This window comes from Bacillus thuringiensis, from assembly GCF_001455345.1.
Lineage (GTDB): Bacteria > Bacillota > Bacilli > Bacillales > Bacillaceae_G > Bacillus_A > Bacillus_A thuringiensis_N.
The window spans coordinates 3,900,218-3,924,072 of the sequence record NZ_CP013274.1; the positions used below are offsets into that span (position 1 = coordinate 3,900,218).

A 23,855-nucleotide genomic window follows, 5' to 3' on the forward strand; every position below is an offset into this window, starting at 1 on the left:
TTTTTGCTATACATCTATAATTATTGGTGATATAATGCTTTTGTTTTATAGAAAATAAAGTGAAGCTCCCATCTCAGAAAAGCTTTTGTGAATGGCAGAAAAACAAGTCTCATTCTAAAAAAAACTTAACTTTTTTAGAACAAGATTATATAAAACAAACTCTAATAAATATTAAAAAAAGAAGGGGTGTATAGATTGTCCCAATACGAAACACCATTGTTTACCGCTTTAGTTGAGCACAGTAAGCGAAATCCAATTCAATTCCATATTCCAGGTCATAAAAAAGGACAGGGCATGGATCCTGAATTTCGCGAATTTATTGGGCATAATGCATTAGCAATTGATTTAATTAATATTGCGCCGCTCGATGATTTACATCATCCAAAAGGTATGATTAAAGAAGCACAAGATTTAGCAGCCGCTGCATTTGGTGCAGATCATACTTTCTTTTCTATTCAAGGTACAAGTGGTGCAATAATGACAATGGTGATGAGCGTTTGCGGTCCTGGTGACAAAATACTAGTGCCACGAAACGTGCATAAATCAGTAATGTCAGCTATTATTTTCTCAGGTGCAAAACCTATTTTCATGCATCCTGAAATCGATCCAAAACTTGGTATTTCACATGGAATCACAATTCAATCTGTCAAAAAGGCACTTGAAGAGCACTCAGATGCGAAAGGCTTACTTGTTATTAATCCAACATACTTTGGCTTTGCTGCGGACTTGGAACAGATTGTACAATTAGCACATTCTTACGATATCCCTGTACTCGTTGATGAAGCACATGGTGTTCATATTCATTTTCACGATGAACTGCCGATGTCAGCGATGCAAGCCGGTGCAGATATGGCAGCAACAAGTGTTCACAAATTAGGTGGATCTTTAACGCAAAGTTCTATTCTAAATGTAAAAGAAGGTCTTGTGAACGTAAAACATGTTCAATCTATTATTAGCATGCTTACGACTACATCAACTTCTTACATCTTGTTAGCATCCCTAGATGTTGCTAGAAAACGTCTTGCTACAGAAGGAACGGCACTCATAGAACAAACAATACAATTAGCGGAACAAGTTCGTGATGCTATAAATGCTATTGAGCATCTTTACTGTCCTGGTAAAGAAATGCTAGGTACGGATGCTACTTTTAACTATGATCCTACAAAGATAATTGTATCTGTGAAAGATTTAGGTATTACAGGCCATCAGGCTGAAGTATGGCTTAGAGAGCAATATAACATTGAAGTAGAACTCTCAGATTTATACAACATACTATGTCTTGTCACTTTTGGGGATACTGAAAGTGAGACAAATACACTTATTACAGCATTACAAGATTTAGCAGCAACATTTAGAAGTAAAGCTGATAAAGGTGTTCAAATACAAGTAGAAATTCCAGAAATACCAGTGTTAGCACTTTCTCCTCGAGATGCTTTTTATTCTGAAACAGAAGTCATCCCATTTGAAAATGCAGCAGGTCGTATTATAGCTGATTTCGTTATGGTTTATCCGCCAGGGATTCCAATCTTTACTCCGGGGGAAATTATTACACAAGATAACTTAGAATATATTCGTAAAAACTTAGAAGCGGGTTTACCTGTACAAGGTCCTGAAGATATGACATTACAAACGTTACGTGTGATTAAAGAGTACAAGCCTATCAGTTGATAGGCTTTTCTTTCACCCTTTTTCCCTTTTCTCATACGATATTGAGTAATGTAATGTATAGGTGGGGATACTATTATGATTGTAATAGGCCGTTCTATTGTACATCCTTATATCACAAATGAATATGAGCCATTTGCAGCTGAGAAACAACAAATTTTATCTATAATGGCAGGAAATCAAGAAATTTATTCCTTCCGAACATCTGATGAACTCAGCTTTGACCTAAATTTACGAGTTAATATTATTACTTCTGCATTAGAACTTTTTCAAAGTGGATTTCAGTTTCGCACATTTCAACAATCCTTTTGCAACCCTCAGTATTGGAAAAGAACGTCCCTTGGAGGATTCGAGCTCCTTCCAAACATACCCCCTTCCATTGCCATACAAGATATTTTCAAAAACGGAAAACTATATGGAACTGAATGCGCCACCGCTATGATCATTATTTTTTACAAAGCTTTACTCTCCTTGTATGAGGAGGAAACTTTCAATCGTCTCTTTGCAAATCTTTTACTTTATACGTGGGACTACGACCAAGATTTAAAGCTCATAACAAAAACGGGTGGCGATCTTGTCCCAGGTGATCTCGTTTATTTTAAAAATCCACAAGTGAATCCAGCTACAATTGAGTGGCAAGGGGAAAATACAATCTATCTAGGAAATTTCTTTTTTTACGGACATGGCGTAGGTGTAAAAACAAAAGAGGAAATTATATACTCGTTAAATGAACGACGAGTCCCTTACGCTTTTATTTCAGCTTTCTTGACCGATACTATCACCCGTATTGATAGCCGTCTCATGAGCCACTACACCTCTCCTAACACTCCACAGACATCCATAGGATTTATTCCGATTAGAGATGATGCAATCGTTGCAACAGTAGGTCATACGACTACAATTTATTAAAAAAAGCACCTACACATGTAGGCGCTTTTTTCTTATTATTAAGCTTTTGTATTTTCTTTACGAGTACAGTCGCAATGAGATCCGCATTTTCCATATAGCACTGTTGATTTTTCATCTTCAAAATGTCCAATTGTTCCTTCACATACTTGGCATACGATTGTTCCCATTTTTCATTTCCCCCTGAGTTTTTATAGTAATCTACCTATTTATCATTAAGCTTTCGCATTATCTCTATTAGCACAGTCACAATTTGTTCCACATTTTCCGTAAAGTACTGTCGTTTTCTCATCCTCAAAATGTCCGATTGTTCCTTCACATACTTGGCATACGATTGTTCCCATTTTTCATTTCCCCCTAAGTTTATGGTCCTAAAAACTTTTAGCTGTCCATTTCCTATCCATTATTGGGCTTTTGTATGCTCTGTGTGATCACATCCGCAAGATCCACATTTCCCGTAAAGTACCGTTACTTTTTCATCCTCGAAGTGCGCAATTGTACCTTCACATTCTTGACATACGATCGTTCCCATTTTTCATTTCCCCCTAAGTTTATAATCCCAAAAACTTTTTGTAACCGCTTAACTTTCTGTCTTTATTTTAATATGTTATACTTTTTACGTCAATAGGTTTTTAGTATAACACATTAAATATTTTATTTTTTAATTAGTATGCGATATTCAAATAAAAAAACAGCCATATTTATACGTACGACTGTTTTACATTAATTATTCTTCATATTCCGCATGCAAAGAAGTAGATGGAACTAGAAATGAGAAAAACTGAGCTAATTCCGCTGCTTCACCTTCTGATCCTAATTTAAAAATTTCCTGCAAATATTGAACATTCTCTACATCATCTCGTCCAAGTAAAGTAGATCTTCCTGTTTGCATGCAAACAATGAGTGGCTTTCCAAAAAACATATTTGTATAAATAATACCAAAATCATAACGAGTATCATGTGTCATAAACCCCAAAAATCGTACCTTCACACTTTCATGCTCATCATACAATTTTTCAAACATTGGTTTCCACCTTTCCACATCACCTTTCATTAGTATATTAAACAAAAAAAGGAATACTCCTTTTAATTGTCAAAAAATTCAGTAGGATATAAAATAATAGTATTCTACTAAGTTAGGGGGAACTTATATGCAACATGCCTTTATTACGCTTGTACCTAAATCCAATCAACAATCTGTTTCAATAGATGATATAAAACAACTTTTTCATTATTATAAAACAGTTACTTCCAAAACTGGTGTTCAAATTAATTACACTTATACAAATACCGCTTTTCCTTATGAAATTTTAGATACATCAGCAACAACATTAAAACTACATTCTACTCACGATCGATATGACTCCATTTATGTTGGTGTTGGTATAGAAAAGGAACAATCTTTTATTCAGATTTCTTTACCACCTAATGCAACATTTGGTGATAAAGGAAAAGCAAATGAATTTTGCCGTTTTCTAGCGAAGAAATTAGAAGGAGAGTTACAACTATTTAATGGAAGAACAATGTATTTCTATAAACGTTAATTTAAAAAATAGAAAATATAATTAAGAAAAGTATGCAATTTGAACACGTAAGGAATAATGCTTGCTTTCTAATTTGCAATACAAAATATGCGATCACATATGCTAAATAAAGAAATACAAAAAATAGAATGACTTTGTAATGCAACTTATCACCATTTGACAATGATAATACAACGGAAAAACTACTCCATAATAAAAAATGATAAAATATAACATGTAATATTCTCATGGAACCTTCTCCTTTGACATGCTCTATTTTATTAATATATGGGATTAAGTTTGAATCAATTACATATTATACGAAAGCATATATGGCTTTTGGATTAACATATGTTCTAACGATTCAATTCAAGTATTATATATTCATTCGACAAGTACATATAAAGACCTTGCAAGCCATTTTATTAAAATAAAAAATAGCCCATCTCTTTAAATAAGAGATGGGCTATTTTCATTGCTTAAATTATTTTACAATGTGAATTGGCATTCCAAGAGCAACTTCAGCTGCTTCCATTGTGATTTCACCTAATGTTGGGTGAGCGTGGATTGTTTGAGCGATATCTTCTGCTGTCATTCCAGCTTCGATAGCTAAACCAATCTCAGAAATAATATCAGAAGCGCCTGCACCTGCAACTTGAGCACCTACAAGAAGACCATCTTCTTTACGTGTTACAAGTTGTAAGAAACCGTCAGTGCTGTTTAATGATAATGCACGACCGTTAGCAGCGAATGGGAACTTAGATACAGTTACAGTCATTCCAGCTTCTTCAGCTTGTTTCTTAGTGTAACCAACAGATGCTAATTCTGGATCAGTGAAGCATACTGCAGGAATTCCGATGTAATCGATAGCTGACGCATGGCCACTAATTGCTTCAACAGCTACTTTACCTTCGTAAGAAGCTTTGTGAGCTAATGGTGGTCCAGGAACGATATCACCGATTGCATAGATGTTTGGTACGTTTGTACGACATTGCTCATCGATTTCGATGATGCCGCGGTCAGTCATTTTAACTCCAACTTGCTCAAGACCGATTTCTTGAGTGTTTGGACGACGACCTACAGTTACTAATACGTAATCTGCTTCTACAGTTTGGATTTCACCTTTAACTTCGAAGCTAACTTTTACGCCAGTTTCTGTTTCTTCAACGCCTTTAGCCATAGCTTTTGTATGGATATTTACGTTACCTTTTTTCTGTAGAGCACGTTTTACAACAGAGCTCATAGCTTTTTCGAAACCAGCTAAGATTTCGTCGCCAGCTTCTACTACAGTAACTTCTGTACCGAAGTTAGCATATGCAGTACCTAATTCCATACCGATGTAACCGCCGCCGATTACAACAAGTTTTTTAGGAATTTCAGGTAAGCTTAAAGCGCCTGTAGAGTTGATAACACGTTTAGAGTATTTGAATCCTGGAATTTCGATTGGTGTAGAACCAGTTGCAAGAACAGCATTTTTAAACGTATAAGTTTGAGCTGCATCTTCAGTCATTACGCGTAATGTGTTAGCATCTACGAAATAAGCTTCACCGCGAATGATTTCAACTTTGTTACCTTTAAGAAGGCCTTCAACACCGCCAGTTAATTTCTTAACTACGCCGTTTTTCCATTCTTGAACTTTTGTAAAGTCAACTTTTACGTTCTCTGCAGTGATACCCATGTCATCAGAATGCATTGCATTCTCATAACGATGACCTGCATTGATTAACGCTTTTGAAGGAATACATCCAACGTTTAAGCATACGCCACCAAGGTTAGCTTTTTCAATGATTGCTACCTTTTGACCTAATTGTGCTGCACGAATTGCCGCAACGTATCCACCAGGACCTGCACCAACAACGACTGTATCTAATTCAATTGGGAAATCTCCTACTACCATTGTTATTACGCCTCCATTACTAATAATTGTGGGTCATTCAATAGACGTTTAATTTGGTTTAATGCTTTTTGAGCAGTTGCGCCGTCAATTAAACGATGGTCAAAGCTTAGAGATAATGCTAATACTGGAGCTGCAACGATCTCACCGTTTTTCACAACTGGTTTCTCAGCGATACGGCCGATACCAAGGATTGCTACTTCTGGGTGGTTGATAACTGGAGTGAACCATTGTCCACCTGCAGAACCAATGTTTGTAATTGTGCAAGAAGCACCTTTCATTTCAGTTGGAGCTAGACGACCTTCACGTGCTTTACCAGCAAGATCATTGATCTCGTTAGAAATTGTGAAGATAGACTTGCGATCTGTATCTTTAACAACTGGTACTAATAGACCTTTGTCTGTATCAGCTGCGATACCGATATTGAAGTAATGTTTATGAACTACTTCTTGAGAAGCATCATCTAAAGAAGTGTTTAACATTGGGTATTCACGTAATGCAGATGTTAAAGCTTTAACAACGTATGGAAGGTAAGTTAATTTAATACCTTTGTCAGCTGCAACAGCTTTGAACTTCTTACGGTGAGCAACAAGTTCTGTTACATCTACTTCATCCATTAATGTTACGTGAGGAGCTGTATGCTTAGAGTTAACCATTGCTTTTGCAATTGCTTTACGGATACCACTCATTTTCTCACGAGTTTCTGGATATTCACCAGCTGGGATTGGTTGTGCTTTTGGTGCTTCTTCTTTCGCTGCTGCTGGAGTAGCTTCTACTGCTGCTGGAGCCTCAGTTGCTGCTACTGCTTGTCCACCATTTGCAAATGCATCGATGTCAGCTTTTACGATACGACCGTTCTTACCAGAACCAGCTACTTTATGAATGTCTACGCCGTTTTCACGAGCATATTTACGAACTGATGGCATAGCGATTACGCGCTCATTTACTACTTCTGCAGTTGCTGCTGGAGTAGCTTCCGCTGCTGGAGCTTCTACCGCTTCTTCAGCTTTTGGAGCTGCATCATGATCGTCACCTTTAAATTTAAGGTTTTCGTATCCAGGAGCATCAAATTTAATTAATGTATCTCCTACAATTGCAACTGTTCCTTCTTCTACAAGTACTTCAAGTACTTTACCTTTAACAGGAGAAGGGATTTCTACTACTGCTTTATCATTTTGTACTTCAAGAAGTACATCGTCTTCGTTTACTTCATCGCCTGGTTTAATAAACCATTTTACGATTTCACCTTCGTGGATACCTTCACCGATATCTGGTAGTTTAAATTCAAATGCCACGGAATTCAGCCCCCTGATTCATTTCATTATTATGGAATATGTACAAAAGAAACCAGCATGTGCTGATTTCTTTTGCACATGAAAAGCTAAAAATTAGAAGTTCATTACTTTGTTAACAGCTTCAACAATATCTTTGTGGTTTGGTAACCATACGCTCTCAGCTTGAGAGAATGGGAATACTGTATCAGCAGCTGCAACACGTACAACTGGAGCTTCTAAGTTTAAGATTGCACGGTCGTTAATTTCCGCTACAACGTTAGCTGCAATACCAGCTTGTTTTTGTGCTTCTTGAACTACAACTACGCGGCCTGTTTTTTCAACAGAAGCGATGATTGTTTCGATATCTAATGGTTGAACTGTACGTAAGTCAACAACCTCTAAAGAGATACCTTCTTTTTCAAGTTCTTCAGCAGCTTTTAATGCAGCGTGAACCATAGCACCGTAAGCGATAACAGATACATCTGTACCTTCACGTTTGATATCAGCTTTGCCTAAATCAATTGTGTATTCGCCTTCTGGCACATCTTGACGGAATGAACGGTACAATTTCATATGCTCTAAGTAGATAACTGGATCGTTGTCACGAATCGCAGAGATTAAAAGACCTTTTGCATCATATGGAGTTGATGGAATAACAACTTTTAGACCAGGTTGTTGAGCCACTAATCCTTCTAAGCTATCAGCATGTAGTTCAGGAGTATGAACACCACCACCGAATGGAGAACGAACTGTTACTGGAGCAGTCCAACGTCCACCAGAACGGTAACGCATACGAGCTAATTGACCAGAAATTGAATCCATTACTTCATAAACGAAACCGAAGAATTGGATTTCTGGAACTGGACGGAATCCTTCAAGTGCAAGTCCAACTGCAAGTCCACCAATACCAGACTCTGCAAGTGGAGTATCCATTACACGGTCTTCACCGAATTCAGCTTGTAAACCTTCAGTAGCACGGAATACACCGCCGTTTACACCAACGTCTTCACCAAACACAAGTACGTTAGGATCATTTTTCATTTCAACGCGTAAAGCATCAGTGATTGCTTGAATCATTGTCATTTGAGCCATGGCTTACTTCGACTCCTTTTCTTTGTAAATTTCATATTGTTCAGCTAAGTTGTAAGGCATTTTTTCGTACATGATTTCCATTAAATCAGTAACTTTTTGTTTTGGAGCTTGGTCAGCCTTAGCGATTGCTTGTTTGATATCTTCTTTCGCTTCTTCGATTACTTTCTCTTCAACTTCTTGAGACCATAAGCCTTTGTTTTCTAAGAAAGCACGGAAACGTACGATTGGATCTTTTTGTTCCCATTCGTTTTCGATATCTTTTGTACGGTAACGAGTTGGGTCATCACCAGCCATTGTATGTGGACCGTAACGGAATGTTAAAGTCTCGATTAAAGTAGGACCTTCGCCATTTACTGCGCGCTCACGAGCAAAAGCAGTTGCTGCGTATACAGCTAATGGATCCATACCGTCTACTTGAATTCCGTAAATACCTGCTGCTACTGCTTTTTGAGCTACAGTTTTAGCTGCAGATTGCTTTTCTACTGGAGTAGAGATTGCATAACGGTTGTTTTGTACAACGAAGATTGCTGGAGCTTTGAATGCACCCGCAAAGTTCATACCTTCGTAGAAGTCACCTTGTGAAGCACCACCGTCACCAGTGTAAGTAATTGCAACAGATTTTTTACCACGTAGTTTCATACCTAACGCAACACCAGCAGTTTGGATAATTTGCGCACCGATAATGATTTGTGGAGCAAGTGCATTTACGTTCTCAGGCATTTGGTTACCCATGAAATGTCCACGAGAGAATAAGAATGCTTGGTATAATGGTAAACCGTGCCATACTAATTGTGGCACATCACGATATCCTGGTAAGATGAAATCTTCTGCTTCAAGTGCGAAATGACTTGCTAATTGAGAAGCCTCTTGTCCAGCTGTTGGTGCGTAGAAACCTAAACGTCCTTGACGGTTTAAAGAAATAGAACGTTGATCTAGTACGCGAGTATACACCATACGGCGCATTAATTCTTTTAATTGATCATCAGATAATTCAGGCATAGCTGCTTCATTCACAACTTCGCCTTTTTCATTTAAAATTTGTAATGTTTCAAATTGAGCTGCGATAGCTTTCATTTGCTCATCAACATTAAATAGGGTCTTTTTTGTTTTAGTACCCATTCCGTTCACCTCTTCCTCTCTTGAACCATATTCTGAAACGCTTTCACTATCTATTAGCTAGACTGAAAACGCAACAATGTAAACCAACAAATTTATCTGTCGGTTGAGAATAATTTTGTGTACCTAACAATCTGTACTAATGTTTTTTCAGAAACATATTAATACAATCTTGATCACGTTTTTTAGTTTACAACTATTCTAATTACGATGTCAATTACTTTGAATACGTTTTTTTATAAATAATCTGCAGGTCTCTTCTACACAAACGTGTTTTTATTTTTCACATCTGTATTAGTAAGCATTAACCCGCTGTTATATTATTCCCTTTTTCACTTATTTTTTCTCTTAGAATAATATGTAAACGATTTAATTCTCTTTAGTTTTTCTCTCTTCTTAACAAAAATATACAAACTCTTCTTCCTTTTATAGGTAATTACCCATACATTTCTACCCTTCGCTCCATACATTATAGTAACCGCAGTATTAGCGGGAAATGATAAAGGAGGTCATCTCATGTACGGATACTCATATTGCTATCCAACTTGTTCATATCCTTCCTACGGTTATGGCGGTTCTTGTGGCGGGTCTGGACGCGGCTTCGCCTTAATCGTTGTGTTGTTTATTCTTTTAATTATCGTTGGTGCTGCTTGCATTCGCTAATGTAAAATGAAACAACTATGGAAAGAAACAGACGGCTTTGCCGTCTTTTCTTTTTATTACATACATATTCTATAGTAGAACGCTTTCCAAAGCGCTTCCCCTTACTTGCCGATGACTTTTTCCATCTCCTTTGGTAGACTAAGGGGGAAAGGAGAGATTACATATGCTTACAATGAAAGAGGTAATTCGCGAAGGAGATCCTATTTTGCGAAACGTTGCAGAAGAGGTAGTAATACCAGCGAGTGAAGAAGATACAAATACACTTAAAGAGATGATTGAATTTGTAATAAATAGCCAAGATCCTGAACTGGCTGAAAAATATAGTTTACGCCCTGGAATCGGATTAGCAGCTCCACAAATCGGTATTTCAAAGAAAATGATTGCAGTTCATGTAACAGATACGGACGGTACGTTATATAGTCATGCATTATTCAACCCAAAAATCATTAGTCATTCTGTTGAACGTACATATTTACAAAGTGGTGAAGGCTGTCTATCAGTAGACCGTGAAGTACCTGGTTATGTCCCTCGTTACACAAGAATTACCGTGAAAGCAACATCTATCAACGGCGAAGAAGTAAAATTACGTTTAAAAGGTTTACCAGCAATCGTATTTCAGCATGAAATTGACCATTTAAATGGTATTATGTTCTATGATCACATTAATAAAGAAAATCCATTTGTTGCTCCTGAGGATTCAAAACCTCTGGAGCGATAATAAAAAAAGGCGGAGTTAATCTTCCGCCTTTTTTTATATGAAATGGGTTTCATATTCATTTATAACAATCCGGCCCATTTTAATCCATGATATATGCCGTCTTCACTAACATCCTTTGTCACGTGATTTGCAAGTTTTTTCAAATCCTCATGACCATTCCCCATCACAATACCTGTCCCAACTGCTTCAATCATTTCTAAATCATTTAAGCCATCTCCAAATGCATACACTTGTTCACGGTTAAACCCTAACTTCTCAATGAATTTCTCAATCCCTTTTGCCTTAGATCCACCATTTGGAATGATATCCATTGAATACGCATGCCAGCGAATAAAATGAAAGTCCGGGTACTGATTAATAAACTTTTCCTCTTCATTGACTTCACAGAAAAGCAGAGTTTGATAAATATTACGCTTCTCATAAAAATCAGGTTCATATGCCGGATGTTCAAAGTTTAAACTCCCAAAACCTTCTTTTACATAATCATGATATTCTACTGACGCTCTCATTTCTTGATGATCAAGATATACAAGTGGATATCCTTCTTGTTTTGCAAACTGAGTAAACTTATGCAGGGCAGCCGAATGTAACGGATTATTGAATACTACCTCATCCTCAAATACAACGTATTGTCCATTAAAACTAACATAATTATGTATATTAAGTTCCTTACGAATATCTTCAAACATAAATGGCGCACGTCCTGTCGCAATTGCTACATGCACACCTTTTTCTTGTAAATGTCTTACTGCATCTCGTGTAGATTGCGGAATTTTTTTATCATGATCTAATAATGTTCCATCAATATCAAAAAAGACAATTTTATCGTTCATTTGTCAAAATCCTTTCTGTTACTCTATATTCCTATTTTGATTATCGCTTTTCAAATGCTAAAAAAAAGTATAACATATTAAACATCTGTGAAGAAAGCGTTCACTTTCTGACCTTATTTACGAAACCTGCATATATATATTAGTAAAAAATGTGGATACTTGTTCGTATGAATTTTCTTTTCTATTCTTTCTCATACTATACCTATAACTAACGGCTACTAATCGTTACTATAGAATAACTTTCCCTGTATGAGAAAGGACAAGATTCAACATTCACTTTTGTCCTCTTTCTTATATCAGAGACGGAGTTTTCACTAGTAATATGCATGTTCAAAATAAGGAAAGGAAGGAGTAATCATGCTGAAGAAGCTGAAGAAAAAGCTGAAGCGTTATTTAAAAGATCTAGTCCGTAAAAAGACAATCGCTTAAATTGTGCCCATTTCGGGCTTTTTCTTCATTCTCATTCGAAAAAACATGAAAATCGTGACTGTTTGCTTTATAATAAGTAACAGATAATGCAAAACATAGACAAGGAGAGGTTTTCCAAATGATTTTTAAAGTATTTTATCAAGAAAAATTAACTGAGGTTCCAGTACGTGAAAATACAAAGGTTTTATACTTAGAGGCTACGTCTCAAAAGGATGTTCGTAAAAAATTAAATAAGTTCGCATATAATATTGAGTTTGTTCAGTCTGTTACTGGTAATCATCTTGAATATGAAAAACAAAACGCTGATTTAATATTAGCGGAAATCGTATAGTCATATGAAATTTCTAAAGAATGATCAGGCTGCCGTTTTTGCTTTAGGTGGACTTGGTGAAATCGGTAAAAATACATATGCTGTTCAATTTCAAGATGAAATTATTATAATTGACGCTGGGATTAAATTTCCAGAAGACGAACTCCTCGGAATCGATTATGTAATACCAGATTACACTTATTTTGTGCGAAACGAAGATAAAATTAAAGGATTATTCATTACACATGGTCACGAAGATCATATTGGTGGAATTCCTTACCTATTACGTCAAGTGAACATTCCGATTTATGGCGGAAAATTAGCAATTGCACTAATCAAAAACAAATTAGAAGAGCACGGATTACTTCGTAAAGCAAAACTTTATGAAATTCAAGAAGATGATGTTATTAAATTTAAAAAGACATCTGTTTCCTTCTTCCGTACAACTCACAGTATCCCAGATTCATACGGAGTTGTTGTGAAAACACCTCAAGGGCAAGTGGTTCATACTGGCGATTTCAAATTTGATTTCACTCCAGTCGGTGAACCAGCAGACTTAACAAAAATGGCTGAAATCGGAAAAGACGGTGTACTTTGTCTCTTATCTGACAGTACAAACAGTGAAGTTCCAAACTTTACAATGTCTGAGCGCCGTGTTGGTGAGAGTATTCAAGATATTTTCCGCAAAGTAGAAGGACGTATTATCTTCGCAACCTTTGCATCAAATATCCATCGACTACAACAAGTTGTTGAAGCAGCTGTTGAAAATAATCGTAAAGTGGCTGTATTTGGTCGAAGTATGGAAGCAGCGATTGAAATCGGACAAAACCTTGGTTATATTCGCTGTCCAAAAGATACATTCATAGATACATCTCAACTAAACCGCCTACCAGCTAATAAAGTTGTTATTTTATGTACAGGTAGTCAAGGTGAACCAATGGCAGCACTTTCACGTATTGCTAATGGTACTCATCGTCAAATTCAAATCATTCCTGGCGACACAGTTGTTTTCTCTTCTTCACCAATCCCTGGTAATACCATTAGTGTAAGCCGTACAATTAACATGTTGTATCGTGCTGGTGCTGATGTAATCCACGGAAAACTGTCAAACATTCATACGAGTGGACATGGCGGACAAGAAGAACAGAAGCTAATGCTTCGTCTAATTAAACCGAAGTATTTCATGCCAATTCATGGTGAATATCGTATGCAACGTATGCATATGAAGTTAGCAAATGATTGTGGCATTCCAGAAGAAAACTGTTTCATCATGGATAATGGAGATGTTCTTGCCTTGCGTTCTGATGAAGCAAGTGTAGCCGGTAAAATACCATCTGGATCTGTCTATATTGACGGAAATGGTATTGGGGATATCGGTAATATCGTATTACGCGATCGTCGTATTCTTTCTGAAGAAGGCCTTGTTATTGTAGTTGTAAGTATTGATATGAAAGAGTTTAAAGTTGCAGCAGGACCTGATATTATCTCACGTGGTTTCGTTTATATGCGCGAAAGTAGTGATTTAATTAATGATGCTCAAACATTAATTACAACTCATTTAGAAAAAGTAATGGAACGCAAAACAACACAGTGGTCTGAAATTAAAAATGAAATTACAGATACATTAGCACCATTCCTATACGAGAAAACGAAGCGTCGCCCAATGATTTTACCAATCATTATGGAAATATAAGAAAAAGGACAATACCTTCATGGTATTGTCCTTTTCTCTTATCTTAAAAAGTGTTTAAAACGATCCACTTCATCATCATGACCAATTACAATTAATATATCTCCCGCTTGAATATTTTCCGTAGCTCGAGGAGATACAATAACTTCTTTACCACGTTTAATCGCTACAATATTCAATCCAAACTTCGCACGAATATCTAATTCGATTAAAGAATGACCATCAATTTTTTTATTTGCAATAATCTCTACAATACTATGCTCATCTGAAAGCTCCAGATAGTCTAATACATTACTTGATGCAATATTATTAGCAATCCTTTTTCCCATATCACGCTCTGGGTGCACAATGTGATCCGCCCCTATTTTACTTAACACTTTTTCATGGTAATCATTTTGAGCTTTTACAGTAATATTTTTTACACCTAACTCTTTCAGAATTAATGTTGTTAAAATACTTGAATTCAAATTATCTCCAATAGCAACGACTACATGATCAAAATTACGAATACCAAGACTTTTTAATACCATCTCATCTGTTGAATCTGCAATTACAGCATGCGAAGCTATGTTTGCAAACTCATTAATTTTATCCTCATCTGAATCAATTGCCATTACTTCCATACCTAATTGAGCGAGTTCTCGGCAAATACTTCCACCAAAACGTCCAAGCCCAATGACAGCAAATTCTTTCTCTTTTTCACCCACAGGAATTCCTCCAATAACATCGAATACTATGTATTTTTATTGTAACATACTTTAGATTTGCTACAAAAACCTGTATATCATTCTTATTTTTGTTTTTGCATATAAAAATACTGCTGTAAATAAAATGCGATACTGAAAATTAACATACCAAATACAAATATATTTCCAAATGAACTAAATGTTTCAAAAACGAATAATAACGTTTCTTGTCCAAAGAAAGCAAATAGTAGTTGTATAAATGCGAATAGCAATGCCAATATATAATGATGTTGATGGAATAAATAATGCGTCGCACCTAAAAAAGCGATAAACGAAATGATGAAAATCCACCAATTTTCTAAAAATAGTTGCCAATTCGTAAATTGATATCCATTTACTAATATTGCAATAATTCCTATAACCGCCATCGTTGGCACACTCCAAAATAATGCTCGCCCTCTAAAGAAGTGAGTTCCTTTAACATCACCTTTTTCATGTGCAATGTATGTTAATACTACCGTACTTATGTACAAAACAGAAAGAATTGTTAAAACGATAATAAGCCAAAAATGTAATTGATAATACTCATGCTCTATGTTTGTCACGATAGCCGCTAACATACAAGGAATTAACATTCCAGTCCAACCATCTACTTTTCTTTCATTCCAAAATACTGTGTTACCAATCCGTATTCCTAACAACATAAAAATAATGATACCTAGTACAAATAATGTCGTTTTATTCCCTACTAAGCTCGTTGAAAAAGCAATTAATCCAATAAATAAAAAGAGCACAAACCCATTCATAATTTCTAATACAGGTGATAAATATCTCTTCACCCATTTATATGTTTCGTCATATTCATGATTATCTACTAAACGGTAGGCATAAAAACTTATCCCAAAATACACCGCCGCAATAATAACATACGCATATAAGACGAAACACAACATCGCACTGCTAATTTGCACGTAATTCCCCACCCTTTTTTCTATGTTTCACCTTGATTTTACACATTTTTCACACAAAATGTAAACATATATAAGTTAGTTAACTAATCATCTTCTCAATAAGCGATAATGAATAATGAGCAGGGGCTCAAAACCACTGCTCATTATTTTATCCATTTGTATGCCAATGTCTATCCAAAGCAAATATGAAAGTTGTTTTCGCCCTGGAACTAACAAGTACCCATTTTAAATTTTTGCAAATTTGGTGAACAAGTTCACTTTCTAGTTCCTTTCCACTTCACGTATTGATCTAAAAATACGATAGCTTTCTCAATAGCCTCTTCATCTGGTTTTAATTTTGCGTGGTGTAAACCATATTCTGAATTTACCCCAAGCCAAAACATAAATCCAGGAATCTCTTGAAGCATATAACCAAAATCTTCACCTGTCATTGCCTCAGTACATGTAATTACATTCATATCAGTTTGTTCACTTACAAATTGCATAAACTCTCTCGTTAATGCTTCATGGTTATATACTTGATGATACATTGCACCGTAGTCAATAACCGCTTCACATTGGAAAGAAGCTTCTATACCTGCAACAATCGCCTCAATCCTACTTTTAACACGACTCATTGATTCCACTGATAACGTTCGGATCGTTCCTTCTAACCGAGACTTTTCTGCTATGATGTTTTGAACTGTACCACCTGTTATTTTTCCAATTGTAATCACTGCACTATCAAGAGGATTCACATTACGACTAATAACGGATTGAAGTTGTGTAACAAGGTGACTTGCTGCAACAATCATATCATTTGCAGTATGCGGGTAGGCTGCATGTCCACCTTTTCCTTTTAAATCAACATATAACTCAGATGTATTCGCAAATAATAGCCCCTCTTTTGTTGCAATTGTTCCTACAGCGTATTCAGGTGCAATATGAAGACCAAGAATAATATTCGGCTTCCATTCTTTTAACTCTTCACTCTCTAACATAGGAAGAGCCCCTCCTGGTCCTTCTTCAGCTGGTTGGAATAGAAACACAAGGTCATCATCTATTCTTTCTGTTACAGCTGCTGTTAGAAGGCCTAAACCGATTGTTGTATGCAGATCGTGTCCACATGCATGCATCATTCCTTCATGAATAGAAGCAAATTCATATCCAGTTTCTTCTGTAATTGGCAAACCGTCTATATCTGCTCGATAACCTATAATTTTTTCTGGGTTTTTTCCATTTACTTTAACAATGACACCCGTTTTCCATACTTTCACTTCCACATGTTCATTCGAAAGCGTTCCTATGTAATCTAAAATATACTGTTGTGTTTTCCACTCTTTAAATCCAATTTCCGGTATTTTGTGTAGGTCTCTACGAATTTGAACGAATTTGCTTACTACCATTTTTGCACCTCTATCTATAAAAAGCGTAAGAGCCCGTTTACGCTCTTACGCTTTTTTGTTTTTATTTCTCTGGGTTTAATTGACGAAGCTCTTGTTTAATTTCAGTTTTTGCTTTTGTCTTCTCATCAATCTCTTTAATTACACGTGCTGGAGTTCCCGCAACAACTGTATATGGAGGTACATCTTCTGTTACAACAGCTCCTGCTGCTACAACTGCACCTTTACCTACTGTAACTCCCTCTAACACAACTACGTTAGCACCAATTACAACATCGTCTTCAACGATAACTGGTTTTGCTGAAGGTGGCTCAATAACACCTGCAAGTACCGCACCTGCACCTACGTGACAGTTCTTACCAACAGTTGCACGTCCACCAAGTACTGCGTTCATGTCGATCATAGAACCTTCACCAATTACAGCACCGATATTAATTGTTGCATTCATCATAATAACAGCGTTGTCGCCGATTTCAACGTGGTCACGAATAATCGCGCCTGGCTCAATACGAGCTTTAATACCTTTTAAATCAAGCATTGGAATTGCAGAATTACGACGGTCATTTTCAACAACGTAATCAACGATGTTCTTGCTGTTTTCATCAAGAATTGTCTTAATTTCAGACCATTCTCCAAATAATACACCAGACTTTTTATTTACAAATGCTTGTACCGTTTCAGGGAATGTTACTTCTTTTAAATCCCCTTTTATGTATACCTTTACAGGAGTTTTCTTTTCACTTTTTTGTATAAACGAAATAATTTCGTTAGCGTCCATCATTTTCATTCTTGTTGCCTCCTAAATCCATTTATAATGTTACTCTACCAAACGATAGAGCGAGTAGCAAGATAATAATCCTATTTTTCCATTTGAATTTCTTCTATAATTTCTAAAAATGCTTGTACTTGCTTTAATTGTCTAGCTGATTCACTCGTCAACAACCATGTTTCTCTCGTTAATTGAACAGGTGTTTTATACATATTTTCCTGTACCTCTTTTAAAACAGTAGAAGGTAAAAGGGCATAACCTATACCATTTAAAACGAGTTGTTTGCACGTCTCGATTTGATCAACCACAATCGTTCTCTTAGGTGGATTAGAAAATAAACCATACCACCAATTTTGTATTTGTCCATAATAAGTCGAATCACTTTTAAATTGAATAAATGGTCTATTTGTTTCTTTTAACATTGAAATATCTTTTATTTCTTTATCTACTAAATAAAGTTCATCTTCAAATAATTGTTGCTTCTGACCTTTATATTCTTGTGTTCCTCTCAATATAGCAACATGAACGTCTCCTTCATAAAATTGCTTTTGCACTTCACTACTCCAGCCAGTAAACAGCGATATCTTCACAGAAGGATATTTATGCACAAACTTCTTTAGAACAGGAGGAAGCCAATATTGACCAATAACTGATGCAACAGCTATCTTTAACGTTCCGTGAGTTTCTGTTCTAAAAACAGCTAGCTCACTTTTAATATCCTCTTCTCTTTGTAGCATTTCTTTTGCATAATTTGCGACTTTTTCCCCTTCAGGTGTAATTGTCAATCCTTTTTGCGAGCGAATAAAAAACTTCATTCCCCATTGTTTCTCCATAGATTGTAATCGTTGACTAAGCGCAGGTTGTGAAACAAATAAACGTTCCGCCGCTTTTCTCATATTTGATTCCTGGGCTAATACAACCATCATTTGAAAATCATCAATTTGCAACTTTCTCCCTCTTTCCTTAGCTTCCATACACCTTATTTCAATAAGCTTTTCATCCTTAATTTAACTACATACTCTTATATTTTTTATCTTTTTAAATATAATACATACACAACTGATATGCACGAAAAAAAAGTGACTTCTCAGTTTCTATGAAGTCACCTTTCTTACATTATCGATTATGTTGCCTTACTTTTTTATTCAACAATTTTAAAATAGCTCGACGTGTTAAAATCCCCTCAAAATACCCCTCTTCATTGACAGCGCAAATAAAAGGATGATCAATTGTCATTTCTAAAGCTTTTGCAAATGAATCTTCTAACTTAAGAACCGGAATGTCCTCCTTCATCACCTGTTCTACTTTCATTTCGTCAAGTCTTTCAAACTCAATGCGCTCTAGCCCTAACATACCGTCTAAAATCATAGCAGTACTAATTAATCCGTGTAATTTATACATCGGGTCCAAAACAGGTATCGCCGAATATCCAGATTTCACAAGTACGAGTAAAGCATGCTCTAAACCATTCCCTATTTGGACGTGTGCTACTTTTTCTGATGAAATCATTAAATCTTTTACAAAAATTTGTTGAAACTCGTCTTTCGGAATACTAATCATATTACATCCCCCATTTTCCCTTTTTCCTGCTTATAATCACCGGCTCTATTCACATTTTATGACAGCGTTTTCATATTATTATTTTGTCCTTACATTCTTTCAGTAAAAAACAAAATTACACAGCTATTTTAGCATACAACACAAAAAAAAGACTACCATTCCGGTAGCACTTAATACCCTTTATTTTTTAATCTGTAAAATAACCTTGTGATTTTTTTATATTGCATCACATCTGTCTTTTTTAAACCATTCTCAATATCTGTAAGTTCCACAGCTAAAATTTCACTCGCATAATTTTGCTGAAATAAAATATCTAGTAACAAACTTTCTTCTTCTTCCGTTAATACAAATTCCCTTTTCATATACCCCTCTCCTTATACTCGCATCGTTACTCCTATTATATAAAATTTCTTGCCTATTTAATAGATGTAATATTCAGTTTTTAACAAAAGATATATGAAAATGGTTTTTTATTTCGTATAACGATTTGCATAACTAAACGCAGCATAAGCATCCGGTTTAATCTTTGCAGTTAATCCCATCGCTTGAATTTTCGCTGTCATATCTAGAATAAATTCTTTTGTTAAACCATCATTTCCGATATCCAAGTGAATTTCCATTATAAAACCAGCCCCATCTTGAGCATATGGATGCAATAAATCCCATATTGTTTGTATATGATTTGGAGTAAATAGGCATGCAATTTCTTGACTAAACTGCGTCTCTAAATATATTTTCTCACGTAAAGTTGCTGGCTTATCTTTTACTGATTGATGGTGTAAACACCCCCAAGCTCCTTTTCCAACGCGATGAATATGAATTGCCGTAATAAACCTCGTATCCTTTTGATGCGCTTGTGAGTCTGTCCCAATAGATAAACGATATAAATTTCGCGGATCCTTTTCAATGAAATTACAAATACGGGTAAAGACCATATCAAAATTTAAATGTCTCTCTGAAACATTATAAAATTTATGTTCACCGGCCACATAGTCACGTCCTTTCAATTAGACAGACTTTTCGTATTCTCATTGTATGGGACAAAAACAAAAATTATAACTTCCTACCCTTTATTCGTTTCAATATTCCGAATTACATAACGGCAAACTTGGCACGTATAAATTACATTTTGATTAGATTGAGCCGTTAATACATGAATAATCTCAGCAGAATTGTGACAATTAGGACAAATCACAACTGGTAAACGTTCCATATCACACACCTCCTCATTATTTTCATCCCGCTATTCACTATCCGTAGACACCCAATTAGTGATGGCTAATAAGCAGTATAGGACGAAGATTCTCCACTGATTACAATTTCACTTTATTACCATTGTAGGAAAAATTAAAAATCCTTATACATATATACTAAAAAGTAATAGAACTAAAAAAGATGCTGCCATATGGCAACACCTTTTTTATATGTATCAAGAAATGATATCGTAAATCTCAATTGCAACCATATCGATATTATCGAATTGATACACTTGAGGTTTTTCACCTTGTTGATACACTTCTAACTCATACATTTCACTTTTATCGAAAAATTTCACGCTACATTTGCGCTCACCGTTCACTTCAAAATAGCGTTGTGCTACTTCACCGCTTTCAGCTTGTTCTTGTAGACTAACAAGTCGAGTTAAAATTCCTTGGAGTAGAGACATGAAATCTCTCCTTTCTCTTATCTTCCTAACAATAGGTTTTACAGCTATACTCATTCTATCCGTCATAACAGAAAAAATGTTCCACACTCTAGGATAAAGGTTATTGGCCAGAAACTCAACTAAAAATTTGTCGAAATACAAAGGAAAAAACAGAAAGAACATCTTTTCCCTTCTTTATTGCGATTTTTATACTGGAAGAATATAATAAAAAACAGAAAAAAGGAGGAATTTCAATGAAAAAAATTGAGGTTTACACACAACCTGATTGTCCGCCATGTGTCATTGTGAAAGAATTTTTAAAGCATAATAACGTTGTATATGAAGAATTTGACGTAAAAAAAGACGCCGCTGCACGCAATCGTCTTTTATATGACTATGATTCTTATTCAACTCCAACAGTTGTAATTGATGGCGAAGTTGTTGCTGGTTTTCAAATTGAAAAATTACAACAGCTACTCAATATAGAATAGGAATAGGTGTAAAGACCTATTCCTATTTTTATCCACGCTATTTTCGGGAAATAAACACCCGATTGAGGCGGGATAATAATCAACGGGAGATGCCCCCCACTGATTAAAGTTTCACTTTATAATTGTTGTAATCTTTTTATTTCAGTTAAAAGTTCTTGGCTTTCATGATATCCGGCCAACTTCCATTTCCCTTGATCTCTTTGCAATGTTACAATTTGATATTGTCCACTTTTCGCCCGCTCATATACATATAAAATTTTATGCTCTTCATCATATGACATTTTCGTTTCTGAATTAAAAGAAAACGGAGCTTCTTTTGCTGGAAGTAAATATTCACCACTTTGTTTATCACTTCTACTATTTTCATCTGTAAATACTTGAAGGAAATTCTCTGTAAAATACGGTGATAACGTTTCTATCATCTTATTCATCGGCAAATGCTTCCCACGAATTGAAAATTGGGTTTCATAGCCATTTTGTATCGTTGTAAACACTTCTTTCCGATCAACCTTCACTTCCTCTTTTCCTAAAACAGTTGTAACACTATAACCAACTAGAAAGGCAACGCATACAAATAGAACTAACCATATTCCATATTTCCTCATTTTCTCACCTTCCTTTTAAGAAAACTTGTCTTTGTAGTATTCATTGTAACAATGATTATGCACAGACAGGGCTGGTTTCGTTCGTAAAATCTTTACAACGATAGACAGCATTTTCATCACCATTTTCACTATTTCCAATTTATGATAAAAACAAACAAAAAATGCACGAATTTCTTCGTGCATTAAAATAAAACATCTTCTTCATATAAATATTCATACGATAAATCTATAAATAAAAAGTTTTCATCATCTATTGGGAAAGAAAATGTTCGTACCATCTCACCAGTTTCAATATCAGCATATAAATCTGATAGTCTTGCCTTATTCTCAAAACGCATTTTCATAATATTTTCTAGAAAATACGGACGCCAACTCCAATTCTTCATATAATACTCAGGCATCACAATCCATTCCCCATCTTTTTTCATAACATTTCCTGATTGTTGGAAACCATCTTCGTTACAAATAAATATGCGAAAACTACACTGTGATACACTTTGGCTAAATTGTAATAACCAATCGTTTATATCTTCATTCTTTTTCTGTTTGGCTAGAACATCACCAATTCGATCACGTAACATTTCTGTTAAATTATAAATTTTTTGTAACTTCTTCTTCTCATGTTGAATAAATTGATGACACTCATTACCAAGTCGTTCTTTCAAAACGTTCGTTTCAATAAAATCAGGCAAGCATTCTTTCAAATAATTCCCTTGATAGTATCTACCACCGTTTTTCCAAGCATATTGTAGTTGATAAAAAGCATCTATTTCTTCATATAACAATGTCGCACCAATTCTTCTAGCAAGTAATGATAAAGAATATAAAATATCTTGATAAGATTGTAAAAGTGCAGTTTGCCTTAAGTTTGTTAAATCTACTTTTAAAATATCCGGTGCTAATACGCTAATACGTTCTAAATTACTTGTACCCGTTCCAACTTTATTAATCGAAATTTGAATACCATATGTACGATAATACATAAGTAAATGATTAAATTGCTCTATATCTTCTTTACATTCATGTTCTGTAATCTCTAAAACAATGTGTTTCAAATTTAAACCTTGCTCTTCATACATCAATAAAAGTTGAAGCAAACTTTCATCATCATCGTTCATTAATACGTTAGCATTCCGATGTATAAATAATAATAGTTTTTGATCACTTTCTAAATAACGATTTAAAGCTTTTTCTACTATAATGTTATCCGCTTCCAGTTGAAACTCACTCGGAATAGAATCATCATGAAAGAAAGAAGCTAAACTTTGTATGCCCTCTTCTGTTTGAATACGTCCTACTACTTCATATCCAATTACAGTATGCTCATCAGCACTAAAAATAGCTTGATAATAAGGAAGGACTTTATCCAAGTTACTCATTACATCTAATGCATCTATCAACGTGCTTCCCTCCCTTTACTTTTCAAAAATTATAACATGATATTTACGGAAAAATAATAAAAAATCCCTTCAGTTTTCCTGAAGGGATTAGAGGGGTAAAATGCTAAGGGGAATTAGCAATTCTACTATGAAGAAAAAAGAGGTCTTAAATATAACGTACATATGACCTCTTGTAAACACTTTTCTTTCATATGTCACAATTCCGTCACATTTAACCGTAAAAAATGAATCCA

The 23,855-nt window shown here is 35.4% G+C and carries 30 protein-coding genes; 8 read left to right on the plus strand and 22 right to left on the minus strand.

Translation table 11 applies throughout. The features are described from left to right. The first annotated feature begins 195 nt into the window (after nucleotides 1-195). Both speA and ATN06_RS20145 read left to right on the plus strand, forming a co-directional pair. Nucleotides 196-1,668, plus strand: coding sequence for an arginine decarboxylase (gene speA, locus ATN06_RS20140; RefSeq protein ID WP_060632071.1), 1,473 nt, complete (start codon nucleotides 196-198; stop codon nucleotides 1,666-1,668). A gap of 75 nt (nucleotides 1,669-1,743) precedes the next feature. Further along, nucleotides 1,744-2,574, plus strand: a complete 831-nt coding sequence (locus ATN06_RS20145; RefSeq protein WP_060632072.1) for a protein-glutamine gamma-glutamyltransferase — start codon at nucleotides 1,744-1,746, stop codon at nucleotides 2,572-2,574. Between the two features lie 38 nt (nucleotides 2,575-2,612). On the opposite strand, the gene ATN06_RS20150 is transcribed toward ATN06_RS20145, so the two are convergent. The 4 genes from ATN06_RS20150 to ATN06_RS20165 form a co-directional block, all read right to left on the minus strand. Continuing rightward, nucleotides 2,613-2,741: a GapA-binding peptide SR1P gene (locus ATN06_RS20150; protein WP_060632073.1), complete on the minus strand. Its 129-nt coding sequence runs from the start codon at nucleotides 2,739-2,741 to the stop codon at nucleotides 2,613-2,615. A gap of 45 nt (nucleotides 2,742-2,786) precedes the next feature. Further along, nucleotides 2,787-2,915 carry a GapA-binding peptide SR1P gene (locus tag ATN06_RS20155; protein WP_060632074.1) on the minus strand — a complete coding sequence of 43 codons (129 nt, stop codon included), beginning with the start codon at nucleotides 2,913-2,915 and terminating at the stop codon, nucleotides 2,787-2,789. A 59-nt stretch (nucleotides 2,916-2,974) separates the two neighbouring features. Continuing rightward, the gene (locus tag ATN06_RS20160; protein ID WP_060632075.1) at nucleotides 2,975-3,103 is read right to left on the minus strand and encodes a GapA-binding peptide SR1P; all 129 of its coding nucleotides are present in this window, start codon (nucleotides 3,101-3,103) and stop codon (nucleotides 2,975-2,977) included. A 195-nt stretch (nucleotides 3,104-3,298) separates the two neighbouring features. Further along, nucleotides 3,299-3,595, minus strand: a complete 297-nt coding sequence (locus ATN06_RS20165; RefSeq protein WP_060632076.1) for a DUF3055 domain-containing protein — start codon at nucleotides 3,593-3,595, stop codon at nucleotides 3,299-3,301. 127 nt (nucleotides 3,596-3,722) lie between these two features. Between ATN06_RS20165 and ATN06_RS20170 the strand changes: the two genes are divergently transcribed. Further along, nucleotides 3,723-4,115, plus strand: a complete 393-nt coding sequence (locus ATN06_RS20170; protein WP_060632077.1) for a DUF1885 family protein — start codon at nucleotides 3,723-3,725, stop codon at nucleotides 4,113-4,115. A 1-nt stretch (nucleotide 4,116) separates the two neighbouring features. Here ATN06_RS20170 and ATN06_RS20175 read toward each other — a convergent pair whose 3' ends face one another. From ATN06_RS20175 to pdhA, 5 genes are all read right to left on the minus strand, one after another. Then, nucleotides 4,117-4,344: a hypothetical protein gene (locus tag ATN06_RS20175; RefSeq protein WP_060632078.1), complete on the minus strand. Its 228-nt coding sequence runs from the start codon at nucleotides 4,342-4,344 to the stop codon at nucleotides 4,117-4,119. A gap of 234 nt (nucleotides 4,345-4,578) precedes the next feature. Further along, complete coding sequence (gene lpdA / locus ATN06_RS20180; protein WP_000260104.1) at nucleotides 4,579-5,991, minus strand: dihydrolipoyl dehydrogenase; 1,413 nt, start codon at nucleotides 5,989-5,991, stop codon at nucleotides 4,579-4,581. Between the two features lie 5 nt (nucleotides 5,992-5,996). Continuing rightward, on the minus strand, nucleotides 5,997-7,283 hold the full coding sequence (gene pdhC / locus ATN06_RS20185) for a pyruvate dehydrogenase complex dihydrolipoyllysine-residue acetyltransferase (RefSeq protein ID WP_060632079.1): 1,287 nt from the start codon (nucleotides 7,281-7,283) through the stop codon (nucleotides 5,997-5,999). A gap of 93 nt (nucleotides 7,284-7,376) precedes the next feature. After that, entirely contained in the window at nucleotides 7,377-8,354 is a 978-nt protein-coding gene (pdhB, locus tag ATN06_RS20190; protein ID WP_000068166.1) for a pyruvate dehydrogenase complex E1 component subunit beta, read from the minus strand. A gap of 3 nt (nucleotides 8,355-8,357) precedes the next feature. Beyond that, entirely contained in the window at nucleotides 8,358-9,473 is a 1,116-nt protein-coding gene (gene pdhA / locus ATN06_RS20195; RefSeq protein WP_000536893.1) for a pyruvate dehydrogenase E1 component subunit alpha, read from the minus strand. Between the two features lie 513 nt (nucleotides 9,474-9,986). Between pdhA and ATN06_RS20200 the strand changes: the two genes are divergently transcribed. Beyond that, nucleotides 9,987-10,133: a YjcZ family sporulation protein gene (locus ATN06_RS20200; protein WP_000274562.1), complete on the plus strand. Its 147-nt coding sequence runs from the start codon at nucleotides 9,987-9,989 to the stop codon at nucleotides 10,131-10,133. A 163-nt stretch (nucleotides 10,134-10,296) separates the two neighbouring features. Then, on the plus strand, nucleotides 10,297-10,851 hold the full coding sequence (def, locus tag ATN06_RS20205) for a peptide deformylase (protein ID WP_060632080.1): 555 nt from the start codon (nucleotides 10,297-10,299) through the stop codon (nucleotides 10,849-10,851). Between the two features lie 59 nt (nucleotides 10,852-10,910). Here the strand turns inward: def and ATN06_RS20210 are convergent, their stop codons facing one another. Further along, on the minus strand, nucleotides 10,911-11,684 hold the full coding sequence (locus ATN06_RS20210; protein ID WP_060632081.1) for a Cof-type HAD-IIB family hydrolase: 774 nt from the start codon (nucleotides 11,682-11,684) through the stop codon (nucleotides 10,911-10,913). Between the two features lie 547 nt (nucleotides 11,685-12,231). Between ATN06_RS20210 and ATN06_RS20215 the strand changes: the two genes are divergently transcribed. Together ATN06_RS20215 and rnjA are read left to right on the plus strand one after the other, a co-directional pair. Next, nucleotides 12,232-12,444: a DNA-dependent RNA polymerase subunit epsilon gene (locus tag ATN06_RS20215; protein ID WP_060632082.1), complete on the plus strand. Its 213-nt coding sequence runs from the start codon at nucleotides 12,232-12,234 to the stop codon at nucleotides 12,442-12,444. Nucleotides 12,445-12,448: 4 nt separating this feature from the next. Then, nucleotides 12,449-14,116 carry a ribonuclease J1 gene (rnjA, locus tag ATN06_RS20220; RefSeq protein ID WP_060632083.1) on the plus strand — a complete coding sequence of 556 codons (1,668 nt, stop codon included), beginning with the start codon at nucleotides 12,449-12,451 and terminating at the stop codon, nucleotides 14,114-14,116. A gap of 38 nt (nucleotides 14,117-14,154) precedes the next feature. Here the strand turns inward: rnjA and ATN06_RS20225 are convergent, their stop codons facing one another. The 10 genes from ATN06_RS20225 to ATN06_RS20270 form a co-directional block, all read right to left on the minus strand. Next, a complete protein-coding gene (locus ATN06_RS20225; protein ID WP_000504032.1) occupies nucleotides 14,155-14,820 on the minus strand; it encodes a potassium channel family protein in 666 nt (221 codons plus the stop codon). A gap of 83 nt (nucleotides 14,821-14,903) precedes the next feature. Beyond that, nucleotides 14,904-15,770, minus strand: coding sequence for a hypothetical protein (locus ATN06_RS20230; RefSeq protein WP_060632084.1), 867 nt, complete (start codon nucleotides 15,768-15,770; stop codon nucleotides 14,904-14,906). A gap of 254 nt (nucleotides 15,771-16,024) precedes the next feature. Then, nucleotides 16,025-17,155: an N-acetyldiaminopimelate deacetylase gene (locus tag ATN06_RS20235; protein ID WP_060632085.1), complete on the minus strand. Its 1,131-nt coding sequence runs from the start codon at nucleotides 17,153-17,155 to the stop codon at nucleotides 16,025-16,027. 61 nt (nucleotides 17,156-17,216) lie between these two features. Further along, nucleotides 17,217-17,939, minus strand: a complete 723-nt coding sequence (gene dapD / locus ATN06_RS20240; protein WP_060632086.1) for a 2,3,4,5-tetrahydropyridine-2,6-dicarboxylate N-acetyltransferase — start codon at nucleotides 17,937-17,939, stop codon at nucleotides 17,217-17,219. A gap of 71 nt (nucleotides 17,940-18,010) precedes the next feature. Next, a complete protein-coding gene (locus ATN06_RS20245; protein WP_001984809.1) occupies nucleotides 18,011-18,895 on the minus strand; it encodes a transcriptional regulator CcpC in 885 nt (294 codons plus the stop codon). Nucleotides 18,896-19,037: 142 nt separating this feature from the next. After that, nucleotides 19,038-19,481 carry a cyclic-di-AMP-binding protein CbpB gene (gene cbpB, locus ATN06_RS20250; RefSeq protein WP_048530727.1) on the minus strand — a complete coding sequence of 148 codons (444 nt, stop codon included), beginning with the start codon at nucleotides 19,479-19,481 and terminating at the stop codon, nucleotides 19,038-19,040. A gap of 170 nt (nucleotides 19,482-19,651) precedes the next feature. Continuing rightward, complete coding sequence (gene abbA, locus ATN06_RS20255) at nucleotides 19,652-19,843, minus strand: antirepressor AbbA (protein ID WP_000817794.1); 192 nt, start codon at nucleotides 19,841-19,843, stop codon at nucleotides 19,652-19,654. Nucleotides 19,844-19,951: 108 nt separating this feature from the next. After that, nucleotides 19,952-20,470 (minus strand): ribonuclease H-like YkuK family protein, encoded by a 519-nt coding sequence (locus tag ATN06_RS20260; protein WP_000896650.1) that lies wholly within the window; start codon nucleotides 20,468-20,470, stop codon nucleotides 19,952-19,954. Between the two features lie 74 nt (nucleotides 20,471-20,544). Beyond that, entirely contained in the window at nucleotides 20,545-20,694 is a 150-nt protein-coding gene (locus tag ATN06_RS20265; RefSeq protein WP_033694516.1) for a hypothetical protein, read from the minus strand. A gap of 216 nt (nucleotides 20,695-20,910) precedes the next feature. Continuing rightward, a complete protein-coding gene (locus tag ATN06_RS20270; protein WP_000055151.1) occupies nucleotides 20,911-21,147 on the minus strand; it encodes a YkuJ family protein in 237 nt (78 codons plus the stop codon). Nucleotides 21,148-21,380: 233 nt separating this feature from the next. Here ATN06_RS20270 and ATN06_RS20275 point away from each other — a divergent pair, with 233 nt between their 5' ends. Continuing rightward, nucleotides 21,381-21,617 carry a glutaredoxin family protein gene (locus ATN06_RS20275; RefSeq protein ID WP_000717880.1) on the plus strand — a complete coding sequence of 79 codons (237 nt, stop codon included), beginning with the start codon at nucleotides 21,381-21,383 and terminating at the stop codon, nucleotides 21,615-21,617. A gap of 116 nt (nucleotides 21,618-21,733) precedes the next feature. On the opposite strand, the gene ATN06_RS20280 is transcribed toward ATN06_RS20275, so the two are convergent. Next, on the minus strand, nucleotides 21,734-22,222 hold the full coding sequence (locus ATN06_RS20280; protein WP_060632087.1) for a DUF3993 domain-containing protein: 489 nt from the start codon (nucleotides 22,220-22,222) through the stop codon (nucleotides 21,734-21,736). 182 nt (nucleotides 22,223-22,404) lie between these two features. Continuing rightward, on the minus strand, nucleotides 22,405-23,622 hold the full coding sequence (locus ATN06_RS20285) for an EAL domain-containing protein (RefSeq protein ID WP_000564300.1): 1,218 nt from the start codon (nucleotides 23,620-23,622) through the stop codon (nucleotides 22,405-22,407). Between the last annotated feature and the right edge of the window lie 233 nt (nucleotides 23,623-23,855).

Excerpts from the sequence above, each read along its gene's own strand:
- ATN06_RS20145 (WP_060632072.1), top strand. The coding sequence starts at position 1,744 with ATGATTGTAATAGGCCGTTCTATTGTACATCCTTATATCACAAATGAA.
- ATN06_RS20150 (WP_060632073.1), bottom strand. The coding sequence starts at position 2,741 with ATGGGAACAATCGTATGCCAAGTATGTGAAGGAACAATTGGACATTTT.
- ATN06_RS20155 (WP_060632074.1), bottom strand. The coding sequence starts at position 2,915 with ATGGGAACAATCGTATGCCAAGTATGTGAAGGAACAATCGGACATTTT.
- ATN06_RS20160 (WP_060632075.1), bottom strand. The coding sequence starts at position 3,103 with ATGGGAACGATCGTATGTCAAGAATGTGAAGGTACAATTGCGCACTTC.
- ATN06_RS20165 (WP_060632076.1), bottom strand. The coding sequence starts at position 3,595 with ATGTTTGAAAAATTGTATGATGAGCATGAAAGTGTGAAGGTACGATTT.
- ATN06_RS20170 (WP_060632077.1), top strand. The coding sequence starts at position 3,723 with ATGCAACATGCCTTTATTACGCTTGTACCTAAATCCAATCAACAATCT.
- ATN06_RS20175 (WP_060632078.1), bottom strand. The coding sequence starts at position 4,344 with ATGAGAATATTACATGTTATATTTTATCATTTTTTATTATGGAGTAGT.
- lpdA (WP_000260104.1), bottom strand. The coding sequence starts at position 5,991 with ATGGTAGTAGGAGATTTCCCAATTGAATTAGATACAGTCGTTGTTGGT.
- pdhB (WP_000068166.1), bottom strand. The coding sequence starts at position 8,354 with ATGGCTCAAATGACAATGATTCAAGCAATCACTGATGCTTTACGCGTT.
- pdhA (WP_000536893.1), bottom strand. The coding sequence starts at position 9,473 with ATGGGTACTAAAACAAAAAAGACCCTATTTAATGTTGATGAGCAAATG.
- ATN06_RS20200 (WP_000274562.1), top strand. The coding sequence starts at position 9,987 with ATGTACGGATACTCATATTGCTATCCAACTTGTTCATATCCTTCCTAC.
- def (WP_060632080.1), top strand. The coding sequence starts at position 10,297 with ATGCTTACAATGAAAGAGGTAATTCGCGAAGGAGATCCTATTTTGCGA.
- ATN06_RS20210 (WP_060632081.1), bottom strand. The coding sequence starts at position 11,684 with ATGAACGATAAAATTGTCTTTTTTGATATTGATGGAACATTATTAGAT.
- ATN06_RS20215 (WP_060632082.1), top strand. The coding sequence starts at position 12,232 with ATGATTTTTAAAGTATTTTATCAAGAAAAATTAACTGAGGTTCCAGTA.
- rnjA (WP_060632083.1), top strand. The coding sequence starts at position 12,449 with ATGAAATTTCTAAAGAATGATCAGGCTGCCGTTTTTGCTTTAGGTGGA.
- ATN06_RS20235 (WP_060632085.1), bottom strand. The coding sequence starts at position 17,155 with ATGGTAGTAAGCAAATTCGTTCAAATTCGTAGAGACCTACACAAAATA.
- dapD (WP_060632086.1), bottom strand. The coding sequence starts at position 17,939 with ATGAAAATGATGGACGCTAACGAAATTATTTCGTTTATACAAAAAAGT.
- ATN06_RS20245 (WP_001984809.1), bottom strand. The coding sequence starts at position 18,895 with ATGGAAGCTAAGGAAAGAGGGAGAAAGTTGCAAATTGATGATTTTCAA.
- cbpB (WP_048530727.1), bottom strand. The coding sequence starts at position 19,481 with ATGATTAGTATTCCGAAAGACGAGTTTCAACAAATTTTTGTAAAAGAT.
- abbA (WP_000817794.1), bottom strand. The coding sequence starts at position 19,843 with ATGAAAAGGGAATTTGTATTAACGGAAGAAGAAGAAAGTTTGTTACTA.
- ATN06_RS20265 (WP_033694516.1), bottom strand. The coding sequence starts at position 20,694 with ATGGAACGTTTACCAGTTGTGATTTGTCCTAATTGTCACAATTCTGCT.
- ATN06_RS20270 (WP_000055151.1), bottom strand. The coding sequence starts at position 21,147 with ATGTCTCTACTCCAAGGAATTTTAACTCGACTTGTTAGTCTACAAGAA.
- ATN06_RS20275 (WP_000717880.1), top strand. The coding sequence starts at position 21,381 with ATGAAAAAAATTGAGGTTTACACACAACCTGATTGTCCGCCATGTGTC.
- ATN06_RS20280 (WP_060632087.1), bottom strand. The coding sequence starts at position 22,222 with ATGAGGAAATATGGAATATGGTTAGTTCTATTTGTATGCGTTGCCTTT.